The following is a 23724-nucleotide window of genomic DNA, read 5'->3' on the forward strand; positions in this document are numbered from 1 at the left end:
TTTCACCCTAACTCTTGCCTATTCGAAAGAGGTTTCTTCTAGGGTGACGTCTTCGTATAAGGCAGTAAGAGTATCTAAGAAGTCAACACTATTGAGGCGAAAACTGTTTGTCTCAATAGTGTAGTACTGCAGCACCCAAAGGCCCGCTTCGCTGCGGCGAAAGCACTCGACTCGCTGGTGGCGAGTGTTGATCAAAACATATTCTTGCAGGCTTTCTAGGAGTTGGTAATCGGCGAACTTATCGCCCCGGTCAAAGGCTTCTGTAGAGTCAGAGAGCACTTCGACAATTAGTTTCGGGAAGCGCTTGTAGTCCGAGGTTTCCTGATCACGGGGGTCGCAGGTGACCATTACATCAGGGTAGTAAAAGCGGTTGCGGGCTTCGATACGGGCTTTCATATCCGAGATGTAGGCTCGACAGCCAGTGCCCCGAACATGGCTCCGCAAGAGGGCAAAGAGATTGCCTGCAATGGTAACGTGAGCATCGCTGGCTCCGGCCATCGCATAGACTCGGCCGTCGATGTACTCATGCTTGATGGCGCTTTGGGCCTCTAGCTGAAGATATTCATCGGGGGTAAGGGGAGGCTGAGGTGAGGCAATCATAAGGGCCGTTGGAGTCAGGGATATGAGCAGTCAGCCTGAGAATCTTCGACGGTTAAAACTTTAGCCTTATGTGTTAAATGTTACTTGTCTTCGAGGATCGGATGAACTAATGTCGATCCTCATAGCTGCTGCAAAGCGGCTTGTCTTTCCCCGAAAACTGGAACTGACGCTACCGGCAAGTGCAGCAACACAAACCGGCAGCTGACCCGAGACAGAAACAGCCTGTCGTGCGGGCTTCGCTTATTTTAGCGGCCCTGCTACTCGCAAACGTCTTTGGAAAAACCAGGATTCGGGGATTCCTACCCACAAACTCAAGAGGAATCCCCTGATCATGCTGCAAATTCAATATTTCCTGTCGGCTCCCCAGGCGTTTACCTGGCAGGAGGCGACCCAGCCTGCTGCGTCCCAAATTCCCCTGGTGCAGCCCCGGCGTAGGCGGCTGCGCCTGTATTTGGTGGGGTCTGATGGGGATACGCGGGGTGCGATGGTCAAAGACCGGCCCCCAAGGGCCATCGCAAGTCTCCATCACCTCGGCTATGCTGAGCAGTTTGAGTGGAGCCACGTCGTTGACATTCCCGAAGGCGGTCTGCTGGTACGGCCCGACCCTGGCGACGTGCTCCGCTACCTTCAACGCTACCCATCGGTAAAGCCGCTGTAGGGTCATGCTGGGATGGGCACGCTTTGCTTTGCCCATCCTACGGAACTGAGGGTTACATCTCTGTTTCGGCGGCGGCTATTAACCGCTTGAGCAGGGGTTGAAGCAGTTGGGCCTCTTCATCACTGATATGAGTTGCAAAGTGGGCGGCGATGGCTTCGCTGTAAACCGCCCACATCTGCTCCTGCATGGCTAGCCCAGCCTCAGTCAGCACCGCAAAGGTGCCTCGGCGGTCGTTTGGGCAGGATTGCCGACACAGCAGTCCTGCCCGCTCTAGTCGATCAACGAGACGAGTAAGGTTGCTGCGGCTCAGCAGCACTTTGTCGGCCAGATCGCTCAACCGCAGGCGATGGTCGGGCGCTTCTTTGAGCGTATACAGTACGTCGTACCACTCCATAGACGGTAGATCGGCCTGGGCCAGCTTTTGCTCCATCCGCTCTAGCAGGCGGGTGTGGGCTGTTAGAAATAGTCGCCAGAGTGAACTTCTCAGGCTGTCTAGCGGGAGTTGAGTGCTCATAGTACCAGTATGCCGAAAAAGTAGTTGCACTTTCAACTACTGGGTGTTATTTTGAGTTTAGTTGCAAATGAAATTACTTCAAATGCAACTATACAAAGAGTCCTTAAACCCTGTTTCTTTTGGAGAATCACCATGAGTACCGAACTGCAAACCGCAACTGATCTGAGAGCCGCTTTTGAAGATATCAAGCAGCTTTTCTTTCAAGGCAAAGCCCTAGAAGCCTTTGAAAAGTACTACGCCGACACCGTAGTCATGCAGGAAAATGAAGCTCCAGCCACCGTAGGCAAAACCGAAAACCGCCAGCGAGAAGAAGAGTTTTTCGGCAAGGTGACCGAGTTCCGGGGCGCAGAACTCAAGAGCGTAGCCTTTGGTGACAACGTCATCATCTCTGAATGGTTCTACGACTACACCCATGCCGATTGGGGCGATCGCAAATACCACCAGGTATCGGTGCAGCGCTGGCAAGACGGCAAGGTCGTTCACGAGCGGTTTTATTACGGCGCATAGGTGGGATAGTGGGGTGGTGGGGTAGCAGCCTATTACGCACCCACCATCCCGCCTTCTCACTATCCCATCCACTAGGGAACCAAAACACTCCCCTGATGCCCAGTCTGCCGATAGCGCTCCAAGGCAGACTTTGCGATCGCAACTCCCTCCCCAGCCTTCACTAGCGCTACGCAAGCTCCGCCAAACCCGGCTCCGGTGAGGCGTGCACCAAACACGCCCGGACTAGCCTGGAGAATGTCTACTAGCTGATCGAGCCCTTCCACAGAAACCTCATAGTCATCGCGCAGGCTGGCGTGAGAGGCATTCATCAGCTCTCCAAACTTCTGAGCAGACACGCCCTGCTTAGCCTGCAGCACTCGGCCATTTTCAGTGATCACGTGGCGGGCTCGTTGCTGCAGCGGTTCGGCTAGAGGTGCGATCGCATCTAAGTCAGTTACATCCCGCAGCGCTTTTACCCCAAGTTCCTGGGCGGCTTCTTCGCACTCAGCTCGCCGCTGGTTGTAGCCGCTGCCTGCCAGGGTGCGGGGGATGCCGCTGTCCATCACCACGATTTCTGCGCCTTCGGGCAGGGGCAGCAGCGCCCGTTCCAGGGTGCGTGTATCGAGAAACAGCAGGTGCTCGGCATCGGCCAAACTAGAGGCCATTTGATCCATGATGCCGCACTGCACGCCCGCATACTGCCGCTCGGCCTGCTGACCTAGCTGGGCAATTCGCACGTCGTCGAGATCGAGGCTGAGGAGCGATCGCAACCCTCGCAGCACAGCCACTTCTAGCGCGGCACTGCTCGATAGGCCAGACCCCATTGGCACTGCCGAAGTGACGTAGATATTCAATGGTGGCACAGCAGTGCCCTGCTGCTCCAAAACACGAATGCAGCCCACAATATAGCTGGCAAAGTCTTCTGGGGCGTCGTCGGTGGGAAGCAGGCTGATCTGCTTGTCTAGCTCCTGAGAATAGATATGGTGCTGTTCGTCGGGGCTAAGCCCCAGGTAAACCGTTGTTTGCTGAGGAATGGCCGTTGGCAGCACAAAGCCATCGTTGTAGTCGGTGTGTTCGCCCAGCAGGTTGACTCGTCCGGGAGCACTGGCCTGAACCTGGGGTTCTGTGTTGAAGATTTGTTGAAACGTTGTCATTTGAGGGGTTTTCAAGTCGTTTTACCGGACCCACGGCACAGGACGCTTGCGCCCCTGTACTTCAACGTGAGGCCAGTTGGGATCAAAGGTTAAATTTTCCAGGCTGCCGTCGTCGTGCAGCAAGAACGTGTCTTCAATCTTGGCCCCTCGCAAGCTGGGGTTCCAAGCCATGGCAATGGGGGCAGAAAGAAGATCGTCGGTGGTGGGGTTGGCGACTACTTCACGCGAGAGATAGCCGGTGGTGCCGCCTTGGTGGTGCTCTGCGATCGCATTGGCATAGCCCTGCTGCTCATAAGCCTGCTTTAGCGTGAAATAGACCTGATTCAACGGGGTTCCAGCCTGGCAAGCATTTAAGGCAATGGCCTCGATTTCGCGGACCTGCTGGTGCAGCTGCTCGTGCTCAGGAGAGAGCGGGCTAAAAGAGACAAAGCGGGTCAGGTTGGCATATAGGCCAAAGCCACGAGCGCAAAAAACCAGCATGGCTATCTGCCCTAGAGGTTCTGCCTTAGCCGTTGCATGGCGGTAGAGCGGCAGCCGCCGTTCCCCTGCCACCAGAGTCAGAGTGGGATGCAGCCCCCGAACCCATAGGGCGGCAGCGCCCGCTGCGGCTAGCTGGTACTCGGTCCAGTCAGGTTTAGCTTTAGATAGCGTTTGGGTCATCGCCTCACTGGCCAATCGCCCCACTTGGCGGTAGCGCTCGATCTCGGAGAATAGCAGGGTGCGCTTGGCCTGCATCAGTTCAGGGGGCAGGGCAGCTTCTGCCTCAGTCGGCAGATCGCTCAAAACCTTGCCGTGGGTGACCGATCCTACAAACGCCTCACGTTGATCTGCCATTGCCCAAGGGTTCACTGCCCACTCAAAGCCAGTGGGCACCTCCTCATCCTGAAGCCGCTGGGCCTCAATTTCATCGGTCAAGATCCAGGCCCCGTCCAGGGTTATCAGCACCTCAGCCACGCCTGTTTCTGCTGCTAGCAGCACTGTGTTTGAGCCGCCAGCCGTGGCCCAGGCAAACCAGTCTGTTCCCCGCAGGCGCACACCTGTCGCTCCGGTATTGGCTAACACGGTTCGAACTAACTTCAACTTGTGGGTAACTTCTGCGGCGCTCATAGACGGACGGGCTCTTCTATTGTGATGGCAACGGCCTGCAATTCCTGGGCTTTCTCCTCGGGCAGGGCGTCATTGGCAAACATGCCTGCCGCTAGCTCTGTTCCCGCCAGGTACTTGAGCTTGTCGGGGGTGCGGTAAGGTGGGTAAAACTCGGCATGCAGGTGAAATTCAGGATGGGGCTGACCGTCGATGGGGGCCTGATACCAAGCCATCAGGTAGGGGAAAGAGCGGTTCCACAGTCCATCGTATTTAAGCGTGACGGTCTTTAAAGCCCTAGCTAGGCTGTGGCGCTGCTCATCGGTCAGATCTGCCAGCGTGGCCACAGGCTGAATGGGCGCAACCCAAACTTCGTAGGGGTAGCGGGCGCAGATGGGGACAAATGCGATCGCACTCTCATCCCGATACAAGATCCGCTGGTCATCGGCAATCTCCTGGTGGATCAAGTCCTGCAGTAGGCTGCGCTGGTGCTCACCGTAGTAGGTCTGCTGCTGCTCCAGCATCCGAGCAGGCACAGGCGGTACGAAGGGATAAGCGTAGATCTGTCCGTGGGGATGGTGCAGCGTCACGCCCACCTCTACTCCCTTATTCTCAAAGGGCAGAACGTACTGAATTTGAGGAATCTCACCGAGGGCGCGAGTGCGATCGCCCCACACCTCAATTAGCAGATCCAGGTGATCTAGCGGCAGAGCGCTGAGCGAAGTCTGCGGATCTTGGGTAAAGACCACCACCTCACAAGCCCCATTAGCAGGCAGCGTATCCACAATCAGATCTGGTGGATTGGCGGCCTGAGGCTGCAGCGAGGGAAAGCGGTTGTCAAACACCGCCACATCGTAGCGACCCTGAGGCAACTCAGTCGGCACCGCCGGATTGGTAGTCGGGGCCAGCGGATTGTACTCCGGCGGCGGCATAAAGGTGCGACCCTGGCGATGGCTGGCATAGGCCACCCACTCCCCCCGTAGCGGATGCCAGCGCAGATGAGGATTTGCCTGCACCGGCTCATTGCTAGGGCTAGGAGCCTCGATGTCGGGCTCAATGGGGAAACGGCTATAGAGGGTTAGTGCCCGTCCATCCGGTTTACGGAGTTTCTGAAAATGCATATCGATCTGCCTATCTAGAGCCACGCCCAGCGGCAATAGAGGCAGTCTACAGCCCAATTTGAAGCGTTAACCCCTATCAAAGGAGACATCCATATAGGGATTGCTTCGCTGCGATCGCACAACAGCGCAATATCAGCGACATCAGAAGGTCGAGTTGGCAAAAATCTGGTCGTACTTCTGGTTTAAGAAGGCCCCAACTGCAATAGGCTGAGCCTCTGAATGAGCTTGACCTAGCAGCGACCCCGGATACACCACACAGTCATGGTTTGTCTCACAGAAGAATGCAACTGAGTACCGAGTTTTGGCCAGCTGTTGGCGATTGGTAACCCGCACCCGGTGAGGAGCCGAATGCAGCGTATTGCCGCTCCACCGCTGCATCACTTCACCCGCAATCACCCCAATACAGCCAAGAGGAACGTCAACGGCAACCCACTCACGCCCAGGGGTCAAAATCTCTAACCCCCCGGTTGAGTCTTGCCACAGCAGCGTGATGCCCGAGTAGTCTTGGTGTGCCCCCAGCCGAATCGAGCCCACGGTAAAGTGGGGCGCGGGAGGATAGTGCAACAGCCGCAAAGTGCTGTTTTTGCCGTGCTGATTCACCAAAGTACCGGCAGGCTGACCGTAGACTGTCTCCAACGCGGCCAGTATGTGATTGGCCTGCTCCTGAAAAGCGCCAAAGGTTTGGTAGAGCGACTGTGCTACCTGGCTCAACATCTCACCCTCAGCCAACCGAGAGTCAGAAGTGGGGGAGAAGCCCTCAGCCAGTCGCCGCGCCTTCCACCGATTGATCCAGCGAGCATAGGTGCCGCTTTCGAGATTGAGATCGAGCACTTCTTTATGATCTTGCTGGTCGTCCGCTAGCTGTTCCTGGCCTAGTGCAATAAATATGCCCTGCCAAGGAGAGGTTAGCTGCTGAGCCAGGCTTCGCTTTTGCAGCTCACTGAGATGGAAGAAAGACTGTAGGGTATGCAAGAGGTTGCGATCGCAAATCCCCTGCGCCACCGGAATATAGGCTGCCCCCACCTGAGAGAGCGCAGTCGAGAGCTGCCGCGCAAACTCTGCCTGCTGAACTACTGGATCAGGCAATTGAGGAATACAGATTGCTGTCTTCATAGATCAGGTGCGTGGGGTATCTCGTTGCAGTATGAATGTTTAGCCCTATCTACCACCCGCTCCTAACGGCAGAATCTTGATGGCAGATGTTTACTGACAAATCCAGAGCCGATTGCCTAACCTTTTGAATTTTTTAGCAGCAGCTGACAGCCACAGGAAAATGGATTGGGGCTCTCAATTCGAGCGTCTTGAAGCACTTCGATTGGCAGGTTGCTGCTGTAAAGTAGCTCGTCATAATCCATCAGAGCATTCCACTTAACTTTGCCCGTTGGGAAACCAGTTTGCGATGCGGTATCAAAAATCAGCTCCTGCCACTTCTGAACTTCAGGGTCGCGCGATTTGCAGTAGTCAAGAACCGCAATCAGCGCCCCCGGCTTGGTGACTCGCAAAATCTCTTGCAGGGCTCGAACCGGATTGTCAACAACGCAGAGGGTAAACCCCGAGGCTGCCGCATCAAAGCTGTTATCAGGCAAATCTAAATTTTCCAGGTCTGATATTTTTAAGGTGATGTCAGCAGAGACCTGCTTCTTACGCGCTTCTTCAAGCATGCCCTCAGACAAATCAACTCCCGTTACCTGCACCCCAGCAGGGTAAGCCGGAAGGTTAAGCCCTGTCCCTACGGCAGCATCCAATACCGTTTGTCCTACACTCAGCTCCAGAGTTGCAATGAACGGGCCGCGCTCAACGTGCCAGTAGCGCGCCATAATCGCTTCGTACTCTGCGGCCCCTTGGCTGTAGGTCTCAATGACTTGCTGGGTCTGCATACGCTCTTTGCGGTAAATCCTATCAGTAGAATCCCTGTAGTTTATCACTTGAGATTAGTAGGCAAAGCGGGGACAGCAGCTACGGATTCTCCCGCTTAAGAAAAAATACATACCAAAAGGTAGAGGTCAACACCTGAGTTAGAGAAGAGAATAAAAGACTTAATCAACAAAAGTTTGATAAGGAAACTGCACCTCGGGCCAACAGCTCGAGGTTTTTTCATAGTTCCTTTATAGCAACGCTTGGCCGCAGCGCAGACGGGCACCTCATCGAGAGTGAGCCGTCTAATTCTTTGTCATTGCAAATAAACGGACAAGGGCTACAGCCGAAAGACAGAGGCTTTAGAGGTTAGGGAATCTAACCTACGAGGCTTTTTCTAACTCAACCCCTTTTCCGATGATGCAGAACACTAGCCTAACCTCGCCCAAAGAGGGCTGGGATGAATGAGGCTTAGCAAAGCGTGCGGGAGCTCAAATCATGAAACTGCTACAAGAGGCAATGCTGCTGGTTAGCAACGATGCCGAGTACACTCTGCCCAACTACGTCAAGCTGCTTGAACTGCACAACCAGGCCAGCGGCGACGAAGCCAGGCAAATTGGTCAACTCATTGAGACGTTTTTGGTGAAAGTCCCTATGGAAGTCTTGAGCCAGATCATGAAGATGATTTGAGGCTGTAGGCAGCAGCAAAGAGCCTGCACTTGCCTCGTCTAGCCTGTCATGGCAAGGCAGCATTGCCGCATTTGCTAGTGGCGTTGGCCTGTTGTCGCTTCAAAGAGAAAGAGCCGCTCTAGATCTAGGCGAATGGGCAAGGTGTCGCCCGGCTGGAGCACAACATCAGGGGCAGTTTGGAGGTGAAGCACCTGAGGAATGGTGCGAGCGCTGTCGGGTAAAATGCCGCGTACCAACGTTTCTCGGCCCAGCGGCTCAACTACAGCGACCCGGATATGCAGGTGGGCTGCTTCGGGCGAGGTGATATGGATGTGTTCAGGCCGAATGCCCAGGTTTACTAGCTGGCCTTTGGTGGCAGGTAGGGCATCGACAAGCTCTCCGGGACAGGCAAACTTTTGGGTATCTACCCGGAAAATACCGTCGTTCCAAGTGGCTTCTAGGATGTTCATAGGAGGGTTGCCGATAAAGGTGGCAACCATGCGGTTGGCGGGCTGAGCATAGACCTCTTGAGGCGTACCGATCTGCTGAATCTGGCCCTGATGCAGCACTACAATTTTGTCGGCTAAAGTCATGGCTTCAACCTGATCATGAGTAACGTAAAGAGTCGTAATGCCAAACTGCTGATGGAGCTGCTTGAGTTCGGCTCGCGTATCATCGCGCAGCTGAGCATCCAGGTTTGAGAGGGGTTCATCCAGCAAAAAGACGCGAGGCTGTCGTGCGATCGCACGCCCCAATGCCACCCGCTGCTGCTGCCCCCCCGAAAGCTGCCGGGGTTTTCGATCCAACAGGTGGGCAATATCCAGCGAGCGGGCTACAGCTTCAATCCGGGCCTGACGCTCTGCCACAGGAGACTGCCGCATCCGCAGCCCAAAGGCCAGATTTTGGGCCACGCTCATGTGGGGGTAGAGAGCATAGTTTTGAAACACCATCGCCACATCGCGATCGCGAGCGGCCACTTGGTTAACCAGGGCATCGCCAATGTAGAGGTTGCCCTCGGTAACAGGTTCTAGCCCCGCAATCGTCCGCAAAATGGTGGACTTGCCGCAGCCAGAGGGGCCAACCAACACCCAAAAAGCGCCATCGGGCACCTCAAAGGTGATGTTGTGGATGGCGGTGCTGCCGCCAAAACGGCGGGTAATGTTGTCGAGTTTAACCCTAGCCACAGTGATTTCGGAGAAGGAAGTTTTTAACAGCGGCTGTGCGAGACTCAAGAGCGGCCCTTGAAGCGATCGCAGCGCAACTTCATCTTACGGGGGAAACCCAAAGCAAGCACAAGATTGAGCAAATTTGCTGATGCCTGCGTGCTAGTTAACCGGCGACTCTAGAGACCCGACATATACTTTGAGCGCTTCAATAATAGTGACATTAGCCTTAGGGAAAGGATACTCCTCGATCTCATCTAAGGTGACCCACTTCACTTCGTCGCACTCAATCGGCTGCGGCTCCCCCGACAGATGGCGGCAGTGATGCACGTTCAGCGTCACCTTGAAGTGGGTGTAGGCGTGTTCGACCACAATCAGCCGCTCGCCCACCTCAATCTCGATGCCCAGTTCTTCCATGATCTCCCGCCGAATGCAGTCTTCTACCGTTTCATTCGGCTCGATCTTGCCTCCCGGAAACTCCCACAGACCGCCCAGCAGGCCCTCTTGGCGGCGACGATCAATCAAGATCTGGCGCTGCTCATTCCAGATCACGGCTACGCCAATCTGCTTGCGCGGCAAGGGTCCACGGCTCTCGGTCATAGGAATCTCCGACTGTAGGTTCAATAGGTAAGCCCGACAGTGCTCTCGCCAGGGGCAGAGCAAACAGGCCGGGTTATGTCGAGTGCAAAGCGTCGCACCCAAGTCCATCAGCGCCTGGTTAAAATCGCGCGGCTGATGGAGATCGAGAATAGCTTCTGAAGCCTGCCAAAGCTGATCCAGCGCCTGACTGGGCGGCAACTCTAAGGCCAGCAACCGGGCCAGTACCCGTTTGACATTACCATCTAAAATCGGCACGGGTTGGTTAAAGGCAGCACTGAGAATGCCGCCTGCAGTCGTGCGCCCGATGCCCGGCAAAGCCATTGCCTGGTCAAACTGCTGCGGGAACTGCCCCCCGTGGTGCTGCACAACGGCCTGAGCCGCCCGATGGAGGTTACGGGCGCGAGCATAATAGCCCAGCCCCTCCCAAGCTTTGAGCACCGTCTGCTGCTCTGCCGCCGCCAACACCTCGACAGTAGGAAACTGCTGCAGCCACCGTTCGTAGTAGGGGATGACCGTCTTTACCTGGGTCTGCTGCAGCATGATCTCTGAAATCCAGATGGCGTAGGGGTCGCGGCTACGCCGCCAGGGCAGGTCGCGCCCCTGGGCGGCATACCAAGCCAACAGCGCCTGCCGCAAGGCCTCTACGGCAAAACCCGACGAGTCGCTCAGAGGACTCGTCGGGTCAGTGGAAGCTGGGGAGCTAGGAAATACAGCAGAAGCGATGCTCGTTTTCGCTGCATCGCCCGCCTGCTTCACTTCAAGTTCGCCGCTCGATTTAGCAGACCTCACTCGGCCTCAAAGGAGGATTCGGTTTCGTTGGACATAATGGACTGTTCAAAGGCTAGGCGCTGCTCAGCCCCGCGCAGAAAATATCCGCTCATCATAGCAGAGGCCAACAGGCGTCCTAAGTGCTCCCGGCTGGTGGTAACGCTGATATCAAAATTTTGAGTAGGCAGCCCACCCAGCAGCCCAATAATGTTGTGCTCCATCACCTGCATCACTTCTGAAGAGACCGGTCGAGAGAGATGGGCAATGGTCTCAGGCCCCATCGCCTGCACATACTGCAGGAGTGCGTTGGCAGACTCGGTGTGGCCACCGCTATTACCGCTATTGAGGAATTCAGGAGTTTGTCCGGGTAGGTTCTTCACAGTCAATACCTCTCTTGGTGAGCAGCAAAGTGCTAGTTAGAATGTTGCGTCTTCTTAATATGCAATCAATGTAACAATTGCGATAGCTGGATCAGAGTCGGTAGAACCGAACTTGAGAAGGGTAAGTTTCACCCTTTTAGATACAGGTTTAGATACAAGTTGGGTTTCCAGCTTTCCGCAGCTGCTTTGGCCCTTGCCGCTTTAGCCCTTACTGCAAGGATAGTGGGCCGCAAACCCTCCTTGAAAGAAAGCCCAAGGCCAGCAGGCTACCAGGTGGGATCTACGTAGAGATTGATCGTTAGGGTTGAACACCCCGATGGCACTGCCGCGATGCAGGCACAGACTGGCTCTGTATCATCTTCAAGTTCGACCTCACAGGCATGGCAAGATCCCATGAGACAGCCGGTGGGAATAGAAACCCCGGCCCGAGCTGCGACCTGCAATAAGGGTTCCCCAACCTCTGCCTGAATGACAACATCGTTGGGTAAAAACCGGATGGAAACAGTCATGGGCGTGATCGAGCGTGATTGGGATCTGAGAAAATCAGTGGGCTTGGTCCTGTTTGAGCATGGCGACCAGGGTGTGGTGAGCATCTTGTGCGCCGGTCAAGGTGTGGTCAAAGGTAACTCGCACAGGCACAGGCAAGCCTTCTACTGTAGCAGTCAAATCCATGCCCTCAGCATCGATCGCGTTCATTACGGCCGAGGTCGCTTCCTGCTTGCCGCCATAGACTTGGGCGTACATCAAGATTGAGTCAGCATGGTCGTCGTTCATGTGCTTGCAAATGCGATCGCTCACCGCAGGCGTAATTGGCTCAGCCATGACTCTTCCCGTAAACTACTTCAAAAACATTATGTTTTATTAACGATGATACCGTCTTTGCCCCAGGAATCGGAGCAACCTTGGCCCTCAGGTCACATCTTTCAAAGCCCCGGTGCCCACCTGACTTATCGGGTAATTGGCCCCTGCTGCCGCCTCTTTGACCGAGAGGAGCTGCCATGGCCCTGCTGCCGCATTCAATGGCGCGGCAAAGAGCCTAGCTGGCGGCGCATCGGCAAGCGGTTTGTGCCCGATCTGGCTACCCGGCGCTATCCCTCCTACAGCGTAGAAATCGTCGGCCAAGGATACCGAGCCGAGCCCTTTGTCATTACCCTGTTTACTGCCCCTCTCGAACGATCTGCCCAGGCTTGGTGGCATGCTCAGCGGGTTAGTCAGGATGAATAGGGAGGGAGTGGGAAGCAGCAAGCAGGTCAGTACAAATCCTTACAGTTCTGAGTCAGCACTACCCTCAACGGCTTCAAGCTTCTCCACGCTTCGGCAGTCACGGCGGTACTCACCGTAAGACATTTCGGCTCCGCAGAGGGTTGCCCCGGTAAAGTCGGCGCTGACAATACGAGCTCGGCTCAACCTGGCCCGAGATAGCAGGGCATCGATAAAGAGAGTCCCTTCGATGTAGGTGTAGTCCATGATAGCCCCATAGAGGGAGGCTCCGGTAAGGTCGGCTCGCAGCAGGCTGGTACGGCTGAGGTCGGCAATGTTGAGCACAGCGCCCTGGAGACTAGCCTCGCCCAAGTTGGCGCGCTTTAGGTTGGTGCGGGCCAAATTAGCGCCATCCAAACGGCTGCGAAAGAAATTGGCGTTTTCCAGGTTAGACCCTTGCAGGTCAGCCTCAGACAGATCTAGGTGGCGCAGGTCGGCATCGCGCAGATCACAGTTGAGGCATTGTCGAGTCTGCATTAGAGTCTGCAGATCAGCCGGATCAAAGGCATAGCTAGGCTTAGTGACAAGGGTCACAGCCGCTACCAGTGCCAGCCGGAGAAAACGCTGCTGCAAACGCTGTTGGGAAGTCGGCGGCACTATGACCTTTCCTTGCAATCTCAGTGGTTAATTAATGATTAAGCCGCAGCCCAATCCCTCTCATAGTGTCAAACAGAGTTGCAAGGTGGCAACTGAAAATCATGACTGCAGTTGTCCACTTTGTAAACTGGTCTGTTTTAACCGTCAAAGCATGGCCTCAGCGGAGATACTGAATTTCTAAGAATTTTGTTGAAGGTAAAGTGTTCGCCAAAGATTACCTTTTACAATAATGGGGCTTAGAGCCTGCTAGCTAACGGGTTTAAGCTTTCATGGGTGGAGTTAGACTCGCTATCTAGTAAGGCAGTGAATAGCTATTTACAGTTCACTTGCCGTTCTTGTTCCAGTTGGATGATTAGTTCTTAGAAAAGTCAGCGCTGGTGATCCCAATCTAATGTGTTTTGTTTGGGTCGGCTGCTGCAATTTGGATAACACTACCGATATCTTTGAAGGGTGACTTATGAAATCGCTAAAGCACTTGAAAGTCGCTGCACTCGCTGCTGCTGCACTGGGGGTATTTGGGGGAGTGGGAAGTGCGATCGCATCCACCACTAATTCCCATAATGCTGTCACTATTAACCAAAGCTTAACCCAATCCACGCAACTGTTAGCACAGGCTCAGCAGTTTGGTGAGCAACCGGTTATTGATCAGAGCCGTCTGCTGCTGGTGGCTGCCCCCGGTAGTGCGCTCAACCCCAACCAGTTTTTTATCATTGAGCAGCAGAGCAACGCTCGTCCCTGCTGGAATGAACCCAGCCCCGGTACGATTGATCCCCTGTGGACCACCTTTGACTTTACCGGCATTTGCGGTCGGGTTTCTGACAGCAACGGCTACTCGATCCGCACCAACGGGATTGATCAAGGAGCCAATTATCAGTTCAAGCTGGAGCCAAGTGGCAATGACTTGGTGCTCTACGGTCTACCTAGAGCTACCAACCCCGACAAACGGCGGCTCGTAATCGGCCGCACCAACGGCAGAAGCACTACCGGCTTTGCTCGGATCAACCTGGAGCCAGGCTGGTCACTCGCCAAGCGAACCTTCAACGGGCAGACGTTGGGCCACGTTTACACCACTAACCAAACTGCCCTAGCTCAGCTGCTAGATGCTGGTGGGGCAGCGCCCACTCCTACCCCCGGCACCCAGCCTCCTGTGGTAGTTCGTCCCCCTGCAACTCCCGCGCCTTTCCCCGACATTCAGGGCAACCTCTATGCCGCTCAAATTGCTCGCGCATCTCAGCTGAACTTAATCTCTGGCTTTGAAGACGGATCCTTCCGACCCCGTAACACCTTGACCCGCGAACAAGCGGTTTCCATCGTAATGGAGGGCCTTCAGCAGAGAGCACCGCAGTCAGTGCTGGCTGCCCTGCCTCAACGGGCTACTGCCAATCCCTTTCCAGATGTGACAACCAACCGCTGGAGTGCCCTTAAGATTGCTCAGGCAAAGCAGCTAGAGATTATCACAGGAGACTTTGGAACAGGGCGCTTCCGTCCTAGTGACAACATCACTCGGGCCGAGCTGATAGCGATGCTGAGGAAGGCTGCCATGGTCGAGTTCTCTGAGCAGACTACAGTTGCGGGCACCCCGACTGCAAGCTTAGTCCCCACTCAGGCTCCAGTCGGCTTTACCGACATCAGCGGTCACTGGGCAGCCAATACGATCACGGAAATGTCTGCTTACTGCGGTATTGCCTCGCCCCTAAACGAAACGGGCGGCAGCTTTGCCCCCAATACTCAGGCATTGCGAGACTTTGCTTCTGCCGCAGTTGTGCGCTGGGTTGACTGCCCTACCAGACGGCAGGGCGTCTAAGCGTCAGGCTTTTATGACTTAGCCATAGCCTTAATTAAGGTTTATCAGGGAGTCTCAGGTGAGGCTCCCTTTTTTGCAGATATTTCCCCTCAGCGGATTCCCGTCAGCAACCCATAGCGAATCGTTCCTTGCTGGAACCCCTGACGCATTAGACCGAGGGCAAAGGTGCCCTGAATAGTAGGCCAGCCCGCTTTTATCAGACCTGCGATCGCATCCCAGTTAAGTGCCGACTCAATTACCCGATCCCAAAAAGGGGCAACTGCGGTGGACCAGTCTGCGGTACGGATCTGCTGAAAGCCGCACTCAGTTGCGATCGCTTCGTACTCTGGTAGAGAGATCACGTAAGGCAGGGCATAGAGCCGATAGATCTCGGCTAACAGGCGCTGCTCGTCAGCGGTCAAGGCTCCAGCTAGAGAGGTCGTCGGGCGATGGCACCAGGTCGCCATTAAGAACCGTCCCCCCGGCTTTAGCAGCCGATAGCACTCCCTTACAAAGGCCCCCTTATCGGGCATGTGTTCACCGCTTTCCATTGACCAGATCAGATCAAACTGCTGGTCTTCGAAGGGGGTATCTTGGGCGTCGGCTACTTGAAACGTAGCCCGGGTGCTCAGACCCGCAGCAGCGGCGCGTTCGGTTGCCCGCTCGGCCTGCACTGGGCTGAGGGTGATCCCGATTACCTGAGCCTGGTACTTCTCAGCCAGGTATAGGGCGCTGCCGCCAATGCCACATCCGGCATCCAGGATTTGGGTAGCGGCTGTCACCTCACCCCAAGCCAAAAACTCTTCATTTAGATCAATCTGAGCTTGTCTGCGCTGCTTCTGAATCGTGCCGGTAGGGCCATAGTAGCCATGGTGCATGTGCTCTCCCCAGGTCTGCTCCCACAGGCCCGAAGAGGCATCATAAAACTGCTGAATCTGCTGGTATAAAGTCGAGGTCATAGAGAAGAAATCTGCGACAGGGCTGCAAGCTCTACGGGCATAGTAGCCGGGAGAGACAACTCATGGAAATATAGGGGATGCCCGACCTTTATCCCTACCGATGCCGTAGCCTATACGCATGACGGTTTCTCGAACTATTTGCCTGGGCTTTCTAATCATGATTGTCCTGGGCACTCTGCTTCTGTTTTTACCTCTGGCGACCAACGATGGTCAGTGGAACGATCCCCTCGTAGCTCTGTTTACGGCGACCTCTGCTGTTTGCGTAACCGGGCTGATCGTGGTGGATACAGGCACCTACTTCTCAACCCAAGGACAGGGCATTATTTTGGGGCTGATCCAGCTGGGTGGGCTGGGCTATATGACTGCCACTACCTTTTTACTGCTACTGCTAGGGCGGCGGTTGGGCCTACGCGATCGCTTGGCTGTCCAGCAGTCCCTCGATACGGCAGAACTGGCCGGATCACGCTCCCTGGTGGTCTCAATTATTGCCATGACGCTAGTGTTTGAGCTGACTGGGGCTTTTCTGCTGATGCCTGTGATGATTCGCGACTACGGCCCAAGCTCTGGGATTTGGCTCTCTATTTTCCACAGCATCAGCGCCTTCAACAACGCTGGATTTAGCCTATTTGAAGATAGCTTGGTGCGCTATGCAACCTCAACCTGGGTGAATTTTGTCATCATTGCCCTGGTTGTTTTTGGTGGCATTGGCTACCAGGTCATCATGGAGGGGTTTATGTGGATGCGCGATCGCATTCACGGTAAGCGAGAGCGCATTGTGTTTTCGCTTCACTTCAAGGTCGTCACCAGCACAACCATTACCCTGATCATCTTGGGAACTTTGGCCATACTAGCCATTGAGTACTACAACCCGGCCACGTTAGCGGAGGTTAATCCTGACTACCGGCTACTGATAGCCCTCTTTCAATCCGTCATTACCCGTACTGCTGGGTTCAATACCATCGACATCGGGGCGATGGAGGGAGCCTCTCTATTCATTGTCATTGGGCTAATGTTTATTGGTGCTAGCCCGGCCAGCACTGGCGGCGGCATTAAAACGACGACTCTGCGGCTATTGTTTACCTGCACCCGCACGGTGTTGCGAGGTAAGGAAGAGGTGATTCTCTACCAGCGACAAATTCCCTCCTCACGGCTCTTAAAAGCAGTCGCAGTGATCTTCGGTTCACTCATGGTAGTGACGGCGGTAACTACGCTGCTGTCTCTGTTCGACCCAGAGTTCAGGTTTATTCAACTCCTGTTTGAGACGGTTTCTGCCTTTGCTACGGTCGGCATGTCTACAGGCATTACTGCCGATCTGACATCAGTTTCAAAGCTGCTAATTATTGTCACGATGTACGTAGGTCGAGTTGGGGTGCTGTTGCTGATCGCTTCTCTTTTGGGCGATCCTCAGCCCAGCGTTATTCACTATCCTGAAGAAGATGTGCTGATAGGCTAGGGCAGACGAACCGGTGGAGGCCCAAAAATGAGGCAATGCGGGCAACCCAAAAGCTTCCCTGCAGCTACCGGCGACAAAGCACGCTAGATCTCTCCAGTAATCGGGCGCTGCTGATTGCCGTTAACCTCCTGGGCACTGCCTTGTTCTTTACACCGAGCAACTTTTGGATTCAAGGGGTCTATGCGTTTGCAGCGGCCCCCAAGTGGTACATTCTCCGCAACCAGCACCTAGTCATTACCCTGGCCCCACTGGTGCTGATTACGGGCGCAGGGCTGCACTGCTGCTGGCTGTGCCGCTAGCGGTCGTGCCAGGGCTGCTGCTGGCGCTAGTAGTTAATGCTGCAGGGGCGGTGGGCGACCTGGTAACAGCGGGCTGGCTCTTGACTCAGCCCAAGCAAGCGTATGTGAATGACTACGGGGATGGGATGGCGATTTACTATGCTGAAAACTGCGATCGCATTGTCTGAAAATGTAGCTGTTTAGCGAGTTGGCATCTCCTATTTTGGGATTACGGGCAAAGGGTGGTCTCTTACGCCCGCCCCCCATCACACAAGGAGAACCCTGCCATGCGTACCTTCCTCCCCCCAGGTATTCCATCCTTAAGTCATCTTCAGGCTGCTGCAATAGCCAAAGGTCGGCTCTCAAGAGCGATTGTGCTCTCCCTTGGCTCTGCCTTGGCGCTGTCAAGCTGCACCTTTACTGTTTACCTGTCTCAGGAATCAGTTGAAAAGGCAATTGCCGAGGGCTACCAGGAGCAGACTCAAATTGCCCTCGACTCAATTAGCTGTCCTGAGGAAATGGCGGCGACTGCGGGTGAAGTTTACGAGTGCAGCGGCAAAAACGCAGACGTGAGCATTCTCTTTACCGTTCGGCCCACGGGCGAAGGCACCGACCTTGAGTGGGAGACAGCTCAAATTGCTATGACCGACACTGCTGTTGAGGAACTGCTTAAGGTCGGCATTGAGGAGCAGATAGAGGTGACCCTTGACTCTATTAACTGCCCCGGCGAAATGATTGCCGAAGTGGGCCACCTCTATGAGTGCACCGTTACCACCGGCGAGGAGACGGCCACAGTAGTAGTAGAGCCTACAGGTGAAGACACGCACTTTAACTGGAGCTTGAAGCAATCCAGTTAGGGCCTTGAATTTCCAGATCGCTGGCTACACGGTTTTTTTAGATTGAATTAAGCTGTCTCGCTCTTATCGGGCGAGACAGCTTTGTATCTAGGCCAGAAAACCGGCAGGAAAGGAAACTAAGGTTTTTAACAAAGCTTAATCGAACTTTGGCTTAAGTTCATAAACGCGATTTTCGCACTGGTTCGCTACAGGGCTGACGGTGGGGTGTAGCTTGGGCGTCTTTGGGCAGGTAGCGCCTAGTCCACAAAGCTTTCGGATGTTGGTGCTGGAGAGTTGCGATCGCAAAGAACGCCTATGAACGGTTACTTGTCAAGAATATTAGCCTTTTCAGGTTTACTTTTATTAATATTTTTTGTTAGATTAATTAATAATTCCGCCCATTATTCATCCATCCCCAAAAGCTAATTCTATGATTGCGACTGCTCGGCTCGCTGCTCTCTTCAAGCCAAATTTCAACCCCAACTTTGCCTCTCAAACGACCTGGGCCATTCTCCGCGTCGTAGTCGGAGTCATGATGATCCACAACGGCCTAGACAAGCTCGGCAATATCGAGAGCTTTTCCAAAGCCTATGTCGAGTTTATTGGCCTGCCCTTTCCTATCTTCTTCAGCTATGTAGCTGCTTTCACAGAGCTGATTGGCGCGCCGCTGGTTGCCATCGGCCTGTTTACCCGCCCTGCCGCCCTAGGACTGTTCTCCACAATGTGCGTGGCCATGTATCACCACATCCTAGTAGCCGGGTTCAGTCTGCCCTACCTCGAACTCTCAGCCATCTACGCTTCCTGCTTCCTGTTTTTCCTGGTCAATGGAGCAGGGCTGTTTTCAACCGATGCACTAATCGCCAACTGGCTAGACAGCAGCGCCCTCTCTCTACGAGCTAAGCAAATCATGCGTTTAGAGAAAGCCTTGCAGGGCACAGAAGCTCGTCAGCCAGAAACCAGCCTCTAGTTTTCATCAGAGGCTACGCTGTCATAGTCCTTTGTGGCTCGTGAGCAGATAAAGTCAAAGAAACTAACTGAATAATAAAAGGGGTGCAGATCTTATAGATCTGCACCCCTTTTATAGGAATAGAAACTTACGAGGAACTCAGCTTAGTCAGCTGTAGCCAACTCAGTGCTGCCCCGACGACGACGGCTCGTTAGAGTATTGAAGAGCATCTGACCAATAGCCTTGATCAGGTTGCCTTCTAGCTCTTGGAACATCTTCATGTTGAGGCCAAACGCGTCGTTTGCTTCTTCAACGATGAGATCGGCCATGGCTTCATCCACTGGAGCCTCATCCAAGTTCTGGCGGTACTTATCTTTAAACGCTTTCTCGTCAGAGATGTCGGCAAACTCATAAAAGGCAGTGCCTTCGCCCTCGGATAGGTTCATAGCTCGTTGAGCAATGCCCTTGAGGATTTGACCACCAGAGAGGTCGCCGATATAGCGGGTGTAGGAATGGCCTACCAGCAGTTCGGGTTGAGTATTGGAGACTTCCCGGATGCGGTCTACGTAAGCTTGACCAAATTCTGTGGGCGCAACCTGCTCTCGCCAGTTGGAACCAAAGTAAAAGGTCAGGTCTTCTTCCAGGGTGGCTTTGCGGTGCAGCTCAGGGAAGTAAACTTTGGAGATGACTGGATGGTCCTTATGGCGCTCCAGTTCTTCTTCCATCGCTGTATAGACAAAGTAGAAGTTAGCTACCAGTTTGCGGTAGGAGTTTTTTTCTACAACGCCTCTGAGAAAGCAGCGAACAAAGCCCATGTTCTCTGCTGCCGTGTGGGCCTTTTTCGTGCCTTCGCGGAGTTTGGTTGCCAGATTGCTACTCATGCTCAACGTCTCGCTAAATGTCTCTCTAAACGTTTGACTCTAAAGTTTGGAGTGCCGGTTTAATAAATCACATGATTGTTAAGGTAGACCCTTTTGATGAGCGTTTTCATTACAAATTCTTACGCTAAAGGGCTAAACCAACCGACCGGAAGAGCCATTTTGCGGCAGATGTTTACATAATTCTAGCTTTGTCTACAGAATCCCTGCAAAAGGAAAAATAGCTTAATCGAGGTCAGACCTTGGATCAGACGCAAGTGCTGGCCACATAGATTATGAGGCCTGGCTAGCAAGGACTCCCCCTACCCCCCAGAGGAGGTTGAGGGAGTCCAGATAAGCTCTACTACTTCTCAAGCAGGCTCCACACCCAGATTGAGCCGAGTTTAGATGTCGAGATCTTGCAGCTTCAGACGAGGGCCATGAGTTTCGATAAACTCCCGACGGGGAGCTACCCGATCACCCATCAAGATCGTGAAGATCCGGTCGGCTTCGGCGGCGTCTTCGATCTCTACCTTCTTCAGCATGCGGGTAGCGGGATTCATAGTGGTATCCCAAAGCTGAGTCGGCATCATCTCGCCTAGACCCTTAAACCGCTGTACGGTGTAATTGGCGTTAGACGGAAACTCGCGCTCAATCAAGTTTTGCCGCTCCCGTTCGTTGTAGCAGTACCAGTGGTTGCGGCCCCGTTCTACTTTGTAGAGCGGTGGGCAGGCGATATAGACGTAGCCCTCATCGATTAGCCCTCGCTGATAGCGGTAGAAGAAGGTCAGCAGCAGGGTGCGAATGTGGGCCCCATCCACGTCTGCGTCGGTCATTAGACACACGCGGTGGTAGCGCAGCTGAGATGCGTCAAACTCTTCGCCTTTGATGCCTAACCCCAGGGCCGTAATTAGAGCCTGGATCTCGGTGTTTTTGTAGATTTTGGCGTCGTCGGTCTTTTCGATATTGAGGATTTTGCCTCGCAGCGGCAGGATGGCCTGGAATCTGCGATCGCGTCCCTGCTTGGCACTGCCACCTGCTGAGTCACCCTCTACGATGAAGATTTCGGACTCTGAGGGGTCGCGGCTGCTGCAGTCGGCCAGCTTACCCGGCAGGGTAGAAGATTCTAGCACCGACTTACGACGCACCAGTTCTCGGGCTCGCCGCGCTGCCTCTGCTGCGTTAAACGCCTGCACCGCCTTCTCAATGATGGAGTCGGCCACATTGGGGTGGAAGTCCAGGTATTCAGTCAGGGCTTCGCCCACTACCGAATCGACAATGCCGCGCACTTCGGTGTTGCCCAGCTTGGTCTTGGTCTGGCCCTCAAATTCCGGGTCAGGCACCTTCACGGAAATAATCGCAGTCAGACCTTCCCGGATGTTTTCTCCGGCCAGGTTATTCTCGCCGTCTTTGCGCTTATTGCGCTTGCGGGCGAAGTTATTGAGGGTGCGGGTCAGTACCGCCTTTAGACCTTCTAGGTGGGTACCGCCATCAATGGTGCGGATGTTGTTGGCAAACCCCAGCAGGTTGTCAGAGTAGGCATCGAGGCACCACTGCAGCGCTGCCTCGACAATTACCCCATCTTTCTCTGCTGAGATATGGATGATTTCTTCGTGGAGAGGCTGCTTATCGACGTTGATGTAGGCAACGTATTCATTGATGCCGCCCTCATAGTAGAAGGTGCTGACACGGGGCTGTTGGCTCCTTAGCAGTTCCAGCCGGTTGTCGGTAAAGATGACGTTGATGCCCGCATTCAAGTAGGCCAGTTCACGAAACCGACCTGCCAGGGTATCGTAGTCGTAGGTGGTGTCGGTCGTGAAGATTTGGGCATCGGGCTTGAACGAAACAGAGGTGCCCTGGCGATTTTCAGGATCGGGTGCTACCTGCAGCTCGTTCATGGGCACGCCCCGCTCGTAGCGCTGTCGGTGGACTTTCTCCTCCCGCCAGACCGTTACTTCGACCCATTCTGATAGGGCGTTGACCACAGAAATGCCCACCCCGTGGAGGCCACCAGACACCTTATAGCCACCGCCGCCAAACTTACCGCCAGCGTGCAGCACCGTCATCACGGTTTCAAGGGCTGACTTGCCAGTGCGGGGATGAAGGTCAGTGGGAATGCCGCGCCCGTCGTCAGTGACGCTAACGGAACCGTCGGCATTGAGGGAGATATCGATGCGAGTGCAGTGGCCTGCCAGGGCTTCATCGACGGAATTATCGACAACCTCGTAAACTAAGTGATGGAGCCCACGGGGTCCAGTGCTGCCGATATACATGCCTGGACGTTTGCGAACAGGTTCAAGTCCTTCCAGAACCTGAATCTGATCTGCACCGTAGTTGGTTGTCATTCTGTGCTCCTCTATATTGGCTTGAAGCCAGTTGAATACTCTTCAGGGCAAAACACAAGTAAATTCTAGCACAAACGGGTCAGGCGCGGTTTTGAGGCGGTTCTAGATGCAGTCTGAGGGTAGGGTCAATCAGGTAAATTTTTTCCGATTTCAACCGGCTGCTTTAGACCCTAGCAGAATTAGTTCATCTGTACCAATTTTAATTGTAATCGGTGGGGCTACTGCAACGGGTAAATCGGGTCTTGCGATCGCACTGGCCCAGCGGCTAAACAGCGCTATTCTAAGTGCAGATTCCCGACAGATCTATAAAGAATTCGATATTGGGACGGCTAAGCCTTCTCCGGCAGAGCAGGCGCAGGCTCCTCACTATTTAATAGATATCTGCGAACCAACCGCCACGCTCACCCTGGCCCAGTATCAGCAGGCGTCCCAAAGCCTGATCCAGCAGGTACAGCAGACGGGAGGTGTGCCGCTGCTGGTGGGCGGCACAGGTCTCTATATAGATGCTGTGGTGCGAGGGCTGAAAATTCCGCCGGTTGCGCCGCAGATAGAGTTGCGATCGCAGCTCACTGCCCTAGGCCAGCCCCACTGCTACAGCTTGCTACAGCAGCTCGATCCCCCCTCCGCCCAGCGCATCCACGCCAACGACTCAGTCAGAACTCAGCGGGCTCTAGAAGTCTTTTACGTTACGGGTCAGCCCATCTCCCATCTCCAGGGCGAACAGCCCCCGACCTACCCCATTCTTTATCTAGGGCTAGACTGTGAAACCAGCGACACCCTCAGACACCGGATTGAAACCCGAACCCACGCCATGCTTGACCAAGGGTTTGTCGCCGAGGTAGAACGGCTGCTGCAAAAACATGGCCCCGACCTCCCCCTCATGCAAACCCTTGGCTACGCCGAAATGCTCCAATACCTTCGGGGCGACCTTACTTTAGCCGAAGCCGTCACTTTGACAGTCCAAAACACTCGCCAATTCGCCAAGCGCCAGCGCACCTGGTTTCGCAATCGAGCTAGCGTGACCTGGCTTGATGCCGATGCCCCTAATCTGATAGAGCAAGCTTGGGACCTCATTGGCCCCTTCTTGAAACAGATCACAGGCTAGTACTGCAGCAGTCCTGCTAGTAGACCCAATAAGACAGCTAGCTGGACTCAAAATGTGTCTAAGCCATCCCAAAAAGAGAGCACTAAAGATCTTTTTCCCTTCTGCAGAAACCAATAGATTTACTTTGGCAGCATTACGACGAACCGTCCCCTACGCCTTCTTGAAATCAATTTTCTAAATAGCCACTACTCATCTGCCCATCCACTCTCAAACCCATCCACTCTCGCACACCCCTATCCGCAGCACTTTTTTCTG

The 23724-nt window shown here is 54.4% G+C and carries 27 protein-coding genes; 11 read left to right on the forward strand and 16 right to left on the reverse strand.

Annotation, left to right across the window (positions count from 1 at the left end):
• Positions 1-18 precede the first annotated feature (18 nt).
• Positions 19-600 carry a Uma2 family endonuclease gene (locus tag H6G13_RS08985; protein WP_190482777.1) on the reverse strand — a complete coding sequence of 194 codons (582 nt, stop codon included), beginning with the start codon at positions 598-600 and terminating at the stop codon, positions 19-21.
• Positions 601-931: 331 nt separating this feature from the next.
• Between H6G13_RS08985 and H6G13_RS08990 the strand changes: the two genes are divergently transcribed.
• Complete coding sequence (locus H6G13_RS08990) at positions 932-1258, forward strand: hypothetical protein (RefSeq protein WP_190482778.1); 327 nt, start codon at positions 932-934, stop codon at positions 1256-1258.
• 52 nt (positions 1259-1310) lie between these two features.
• Here H6G13_RS08990 and H6G13_RS08995 read toward each other — a convergent pair whose 3' ends face one another.
• A complete protein-coding gene (locus tag H6G13_RS08995; RefSeq protein ID WP_190482779.1) occupies positions 1311-1772 on the reverse strand; it encodes a MarR family transcriptional regulator in 462 nt (153 codons plus the stop codon).
• Positions 1773-1904: 132 nt separating this feature from the next.
• Here H6G13_RS08995 and H6G13_RS09000 point away from each other — a divergent pair, with 132 nt between their 5' ends.
• Positions 1905-2279, forward strand: coding sequence for a nuclear transport factor 2 family protein (locus H6G13_RS09000; RefSeq protein ID WP_242028198.1), 375 nt, complete (start codon positions 1905-1907; stop codon positions 2277-2279).
• Between the two features lie 71 nt (positions 2280-2350).
• Here H6G13_RS09000 and galK read toward each other — a convergent pair whose 3' ends face one another.
• The 5 genes from galK to H6G13_RS09025 form a co-directional block, all read right to left on the reverse strand.
• Entirely contained in the window at positions 2351-3412 is a 1062-nt protein-coding gene (galK, locus tag H6G13_RS09005) for a galactokinase (protein ID WP_190482780.1), read from the reverse strand.
• A 21-nt stretch (positions 3413-3433) separates the two neighbouring features.
• Positions 3434-4519 (reverse strand): M24 family metallopeptidase, encoded by a 1086-nt coding sequence (locus H6G13_RS09010; protein WP_190482781.1) that lies wholly within the window; start codon positions 4517-4519, stop codon positions 3434-3436.
• Positions 4516-5616 carry a galactose-1-phosphate uridylyltransferase gene (galT, locus tag H6G13_RS09015; protein ID WP_190482782.1) on the reverse strand — a complete coding sequence of 367 codons (1101 nt, stop codon included), beginning with the start codon at positions 5614-5616 and terminating at the stop codon, positions 4516-4518. Before galT ends, H6G13_RS09010 begins: the two co-directional genes overlap by 4 nt.
• 141 nt (positions 5617-5757) lie before the next feature.
• Entirely contained in the window at positions 5758-6729 is a 972-nt protein-coding gene (locus H6G13_RS09020; RefSeq protein WP_190482783.1) for an isopenicillin N synthase family oxygenase, read from the reverse strand.
• A gap of 116 nt (positions 6730-6845) precedes the next feature.
• Entirely contained in the window at positions 6846-7493 is a 648-nt protein-coding gene (locus H6G13_RS09025; protein WP_190482784.1) for a class I SAM-dependent methyltransferase, read from the reverse strand.
• 475 nt (positions 7494-7968) lie between these two features.
• Here H6G13_RS09025 and H6G13_RS09030 point away from each other — a divergent pair, with 475 nt between their 5' ends.
• Positions 7969-8160, forward strand: coding sequence for a hypothetical protein (locus tag H6G13_RS09030; RefSeq protein ID WP_190482785.1), 192 nt, complete (start codon positions 7969-7971; stop codon positions 8158-8160).
• Between the two features lie 74 nt (positions 8161-8234).
• Here H6G13_RS09030 and ugpC read toward each other — a convergent pair whose 3' ends face one another.
• The 5 genes from ugpC to H6G13_RS09055 form a co-directional block, all read right to left on the reverse strand.
• The gene (gene ugpC / locus H6G13_RS09035; protein WP_190482786.1) at positions 8235-9323 is read right to left on the reverse strand and encodes a sn-glycerol-3-phosphate ABC transporter ATP-binding protein UgpC; all 1089 of its coding nucleotides are present in this window, start codon (positions 9321-9323) and stop codon (positions 8235-8237) included.
• A 141-nt stretch (positions 9324-9464) separates the two neighbouring features.
• Entirely contained in the window at positions 9465-10538 is a 1074-nt protein-coding gene (gene mutY, locus H6G13_RS09040) for an A/G-specific adenine glycosylase (protein ID WP_190482959.1), read from the reverse strand.
• Positions 10539-10687: 149 nt separating this feature from the next.
• Complete coding sequence (locus tag H6G13_RS09045) at positions 10688-11050, reverse strand: DUF760 domain-containing protein (RefSeq protein ID WP_190482787.1); 363 nt, start codon at positions 11048-11050, stop codon at positions 10688-10690.
• A gap of 266 nt (positions 11051-11316) precedes the next feature.
• Complete coding sequence (locus H6G13_RS09050; protein WP_190482788.1) at positions 11317-11559, reverse strand: 2Fe-2S iron-sulfur cluster-binding protein; 243 nt, start codon at positions 11557-11559, stop codon at positions 11317-11319.
• Between the two features lie 34 nt (positions 11560-11593).
• Complete coding sequence (locus H6G13_RS09055; protein ID WP_190482789.1) at positions 11594-11872, reverse strand: DUF2470 domain-containing protein; 279 nt, start codon at positions 11870-11872, stop codon at positions 11594-11596.
• Positions 11873-11917: 45 nt separating this feature from the next.
• Here H6G13_RS09055 and H6G13_RS09060 point away from each other — a divergent pair, with 45 nt between their 5' ends.
• Positions 11918-12274 carry a hypothetical protein gene (locus H6G13_RS09060; protein ID WP_190482790.1) on the forward strand — a complete coding sequence of 119 codons (357 nt, stop codon included), beginning with the start codon at positions 11918-11920 and terminating at the stop codon, positions 12272-12274.
• A gap of 39 nt (positions 12275-12313) precedes the next feature.
• Here H6G13_RS09060 and H6G13_RS09065 read toward each other — a convergent pair whose 3' ends face one another.
• Positions 12314-12907 (reverse strand): pentapeptide repeat-containing protein, encoded by a 594-nt coding sequence (locus H6G13_RS09065; protein WP_190482791.1) that lies wholly within the window; start codon positions 12905-12907, stop codon positions 12314-12316.
• A gap of 457 nt (positions 12908-13364) precedes the next feature.
• Here H6G13_RS09065 and H6G13_RS09070 point away from each other — a divergent pair, with 457 nt between their 5' ends.
• Positions 13365-14711: a DUF3747 domain-containing protein gene (locus H6G13_RS09070; RefSeq protein WP_190482792.1), complete on the forward strand. Its 1347-nt coding sequence runs from the start codon at positions 13365-13367 to the stop codon at positions 14709-14711.
• Between the two features lie 89 nt (positions 14712-14800).
• On the opposite strand, the gene H6G13_RS09075 is transcribed toward H6G13_RS09070, so the two are convergent.
• Positions 14801-15649 (reverse strand): methyltransferase domain-containing protein, encoded by an 849-nt coding sequence (locus H6G13_RS09075; RefSeq protein ID WP_190482793.1) that lies wholly within the window; start codon positions 15647-15649, stop codon positions 14801-14803.
• Positions 15650-15767: 118 nt separating this feature from the next.
• Between H6G13_RS09075 and H6G13_RS09080 the strand changes: the two genes are divergently transcribed.
• The 5 genes from H6G13_RS09080 to H6G13_RS09100 all read left to right on the forward strand — a co-directional run bounded on the left by H6G13_RS09080 (position 15768) and on the right by H6G13_RS09100 (position 19183).
• The gene (locus H6G13_RS09080) at positions 15768-17102 is read left to right on the forward strand and encodes a TrkH family potassium uptake protein (RefSeq protein ID WP_190482794.1); all 1335 of its coding nucleotides are present in this window, start codon (positions 15768-15770) and stop codon (positions 17100-17102) included.
• Positions 17103-17137: 35 nt separating this feature from the next.
• A complete protein-coding gene (locus H6G13_RS09085; protein ID WP_190482795.1) occupies positions 17138-17401 on the forward strand; it encodes a hypothetical protein in 264 nt (87 codons plus the stop codon).
• A complete protein-coding gene (locus tag H6G13_RS09090) occupies positions 17392-17568 on the forward strand; it encodes a hypothetical protein (RefSeq protein WP_190482796.1) in 177 nt (58 codons plus the stop codon). Before H6G13_RS09085 ends, H6G13_RS09090 begins: the two co-directional genes overlap by 10 nt.
• Before the next feature lie 99 nt (positions 17569-17667).
• On the forward strand, positions 17668-18237 hold the full coding sequence (locus tag H6G13_RS09095; protein WP_190482797.1) for a DUF4333 domain-containing protein: 570 nt from the start codon (positions 17668-17670) through the stop codon (positions 18235-18237).
• 409 nt (positions 18238-18646) lie between these two features.
• Entirely contained in the window at positions 18647-19183 is a 537-nt protein-coding gene (locus H6G13_RS09100) for a DoxX family protein (protein WP_190482798.1), read from the forward strand.
• Between the two features lie 143 nt (positions 19184-19326).
• Here H6G13_RS09100 and H6G13_RS09105 read toward each other — a convergent pair whose 3' ends face one another.
• Positions 19327-20043, reverse strand: coding sequence for a heme oxygenase (biliverdin-producing) (locus H6G13_RS09105; RefSeq protein ID WP_190482799.1), 717 nt, complete (start codon positions 20041-20043; stop codon positions 19327-19329).
• Between the two features lie 380 nt (positions 20044-20423).
• Complete coding sequence (gene gyrB / locus H6G13_RS09110) at positions 20424-22364, reverse strand: DNA topoisomerase (ATP-hydrolyzing) subunit B (RefSeq protein ID WP_190482800.1); 1941 nt, start codon at positions 22362-22364, stop codon at positions 20424-20426.
• A 106-nt stretch (positions 22365-22470) separates the two neighbouring features.
• Between gyrB and miaA the strand changes: the two genes are divergently transcribed.
• Positions 22471-23469, forward strand: coding sequence for a tRNA (adenosine(37)-N6)-dimethylallyltransferase MiaA (gene miaA / locus H6G13_RS09115; RefSeq protein ID WP_190482801.1), 999 nt, complete (start codon positions 22471-22473; stop codon positions 23467-23469).
• Positions 23470-23724: the final 255 nt, after the last annotated feature.

It is taken from the genome of Pseudanabaena sp. FACHB-2040, from assembly GCF_014696715.1.
In the GTDB taxonomy this organism is placed as follows: domain Bacteria; phylum Cyanobacteriota; class Cyanobacteriia; order Phormidesmidales; family Phormidesmidaceae; genus JACVSF01.

Bases quoted from the DNA above. Each gene is read 5' to 3' on its own strand.
- H6G13_RS08985 (WP_190482777.1), bottom strand. From the start codon at position 600: ATGATTGCCTCACCTCAGCCTCCCCTTACCCCCGATGAATATCTTCAG.
- H6G13_RS08990 (WP_190482778.1), top strand. From the start codon at position 932: ATGCTGCAAATTCAATATTTCCTGTCGGCTCCCCAGGCGTTTACCTGG.
- H6G13_RS08995 (WP_190482779.1), bottom strand. From the start codon at position 1,772: ATGAGCACTCAACTCCCGCTAGACAGCCTGAGAAGTTCACTCTGGCGA.
- H6G13_RS09000 (WP_242028198.1), top strand. From the start codon at position 1,905: ATGAGTACCGAACTGCAAACCGCAACTGATCTGAGAGCCGCTTTTGAA.
- galK (WP_190482780.1), bottom strand. From the start codon at position 3,412: ATGACAACGTTTCAACAAATCTTCAACACAGAACCCCAGGTTCAGGCC.
- H6G13_RS09010 (WP_190482781.1), bottom strand. From the start codon at position 4,519: ATGAGCGCCGCAGAAGTTACCCACAAGTTGAAGTTAGTTCGAACCGTG.
- galT (WP_190482782.1), bottom strand. From the start codon at position 5,616: ATGCATTTTCAGAAACTCCGTAAACCGGATGGACGGGCACTAACCCTC.
- H6G13_RS09020 (WP_190482783.1), bottom strand. From the start codon at position 6,729: ATGAAGACAGCAATCTGTATTCCTCAATTGCCTGATCCAGTAGTTCAG.
- H6G13_RS09025 (WP_190482784.1), bottom strand. From the start codon at position 7,493: ATGCAGACCCAGCAAGTCATTGAGACCTACAGCCAAGGGGCCGCAGAG.
- H6G13_RS09030 (WP_190482785.1), top strand. From the start codon at position 7,969: ATGAAACTGCTACAAGAGGCAATGCTGCTGGTTAGCAACGATGCCGAG.
- H6G13_RS09050 (WP_190482788.1), bottom strand. From the start codon at position 11,559: ATGACTGTTTCCATCCGGTTTTTACCCAACGATGTTGTCATTCAGGCA.
- H6G13_RS09055 (WP_190482789.1), bottom strand. From the start codon at position 11,872: ATGGCTGAGCCAATTACGCCTGCGGTGAGCGATCGCATTTGCAAGCAC.
- H6G13_RS09060 (WP_190482790.1), top strand. From the start codon at position 11,918: ATGATACCGTCTTTGCCCCAGGAATCGGAGCAACCTTGGCCCTCAGGT.
- H6G13_RS09070 (WP_190482792.1), top strand. From the start codon at position 13,365: ATGAAATCGCTAAAGCACTTGAAAGTCGCTGCACTCGCTGCTGCTGCA.
- H6G13_RS09075 (WP_190482793.1), bottom strand. From the start codon at position 15,649: ATGACCTCGACTTTATACCAGCAGATTCAGCAGTTTTATGATGCCTCT.
- H6G13_RS09080 (WP_190482794.1), top strand. From the start codon at position 15,768: ATGACGGTTTCTCGAACTATTTGCCTGGGCTTTCTAATCATGATTGTC.
- H6G13_RS09085 (WP_190482795.1), top strand. From the start codon at position 17,138: ATGCGGGCAACCCAAAAGCTTCCCTGCAGCTACCGGCGACAAAGCACG.
- H6G13_RS09095 (WP_190482797.1), top strand. From the start codon at position 17,668: ATGCGTACCTTCCTCCCCCCAGGTATTCCATCCTTAAGTCATCTTCAG.
- H6G13_RS09100 (WP_190482798.1), top strand. From the start codon at position 18,647: ATGATTGCGACTGCTCGGCTCGCTGCTCTCTTCAAGCCAAATTTCAAC.
- H6G13_RS09105 (WP_190482799.1), bottom strand. From the start codon at position 20,043: ATGAGTAGCAATCTGGCAACCAAACTCCGCGAAGGCACGAAAAAGGCC.
- gyrB (WP_190482800.1), bottom strand. From the start codon at position 22,364: ATGACAACCAACTACGGTGCAGATCAGATTCAGGTTCTGGAAGGACTT.
- miaA (WP_190482801.1), top strand. From the start codon at position 22,471: ATGCAGTCTGAGGGTAGGGTCAATCAGGTAAATTTTTTCCGATTTCAA.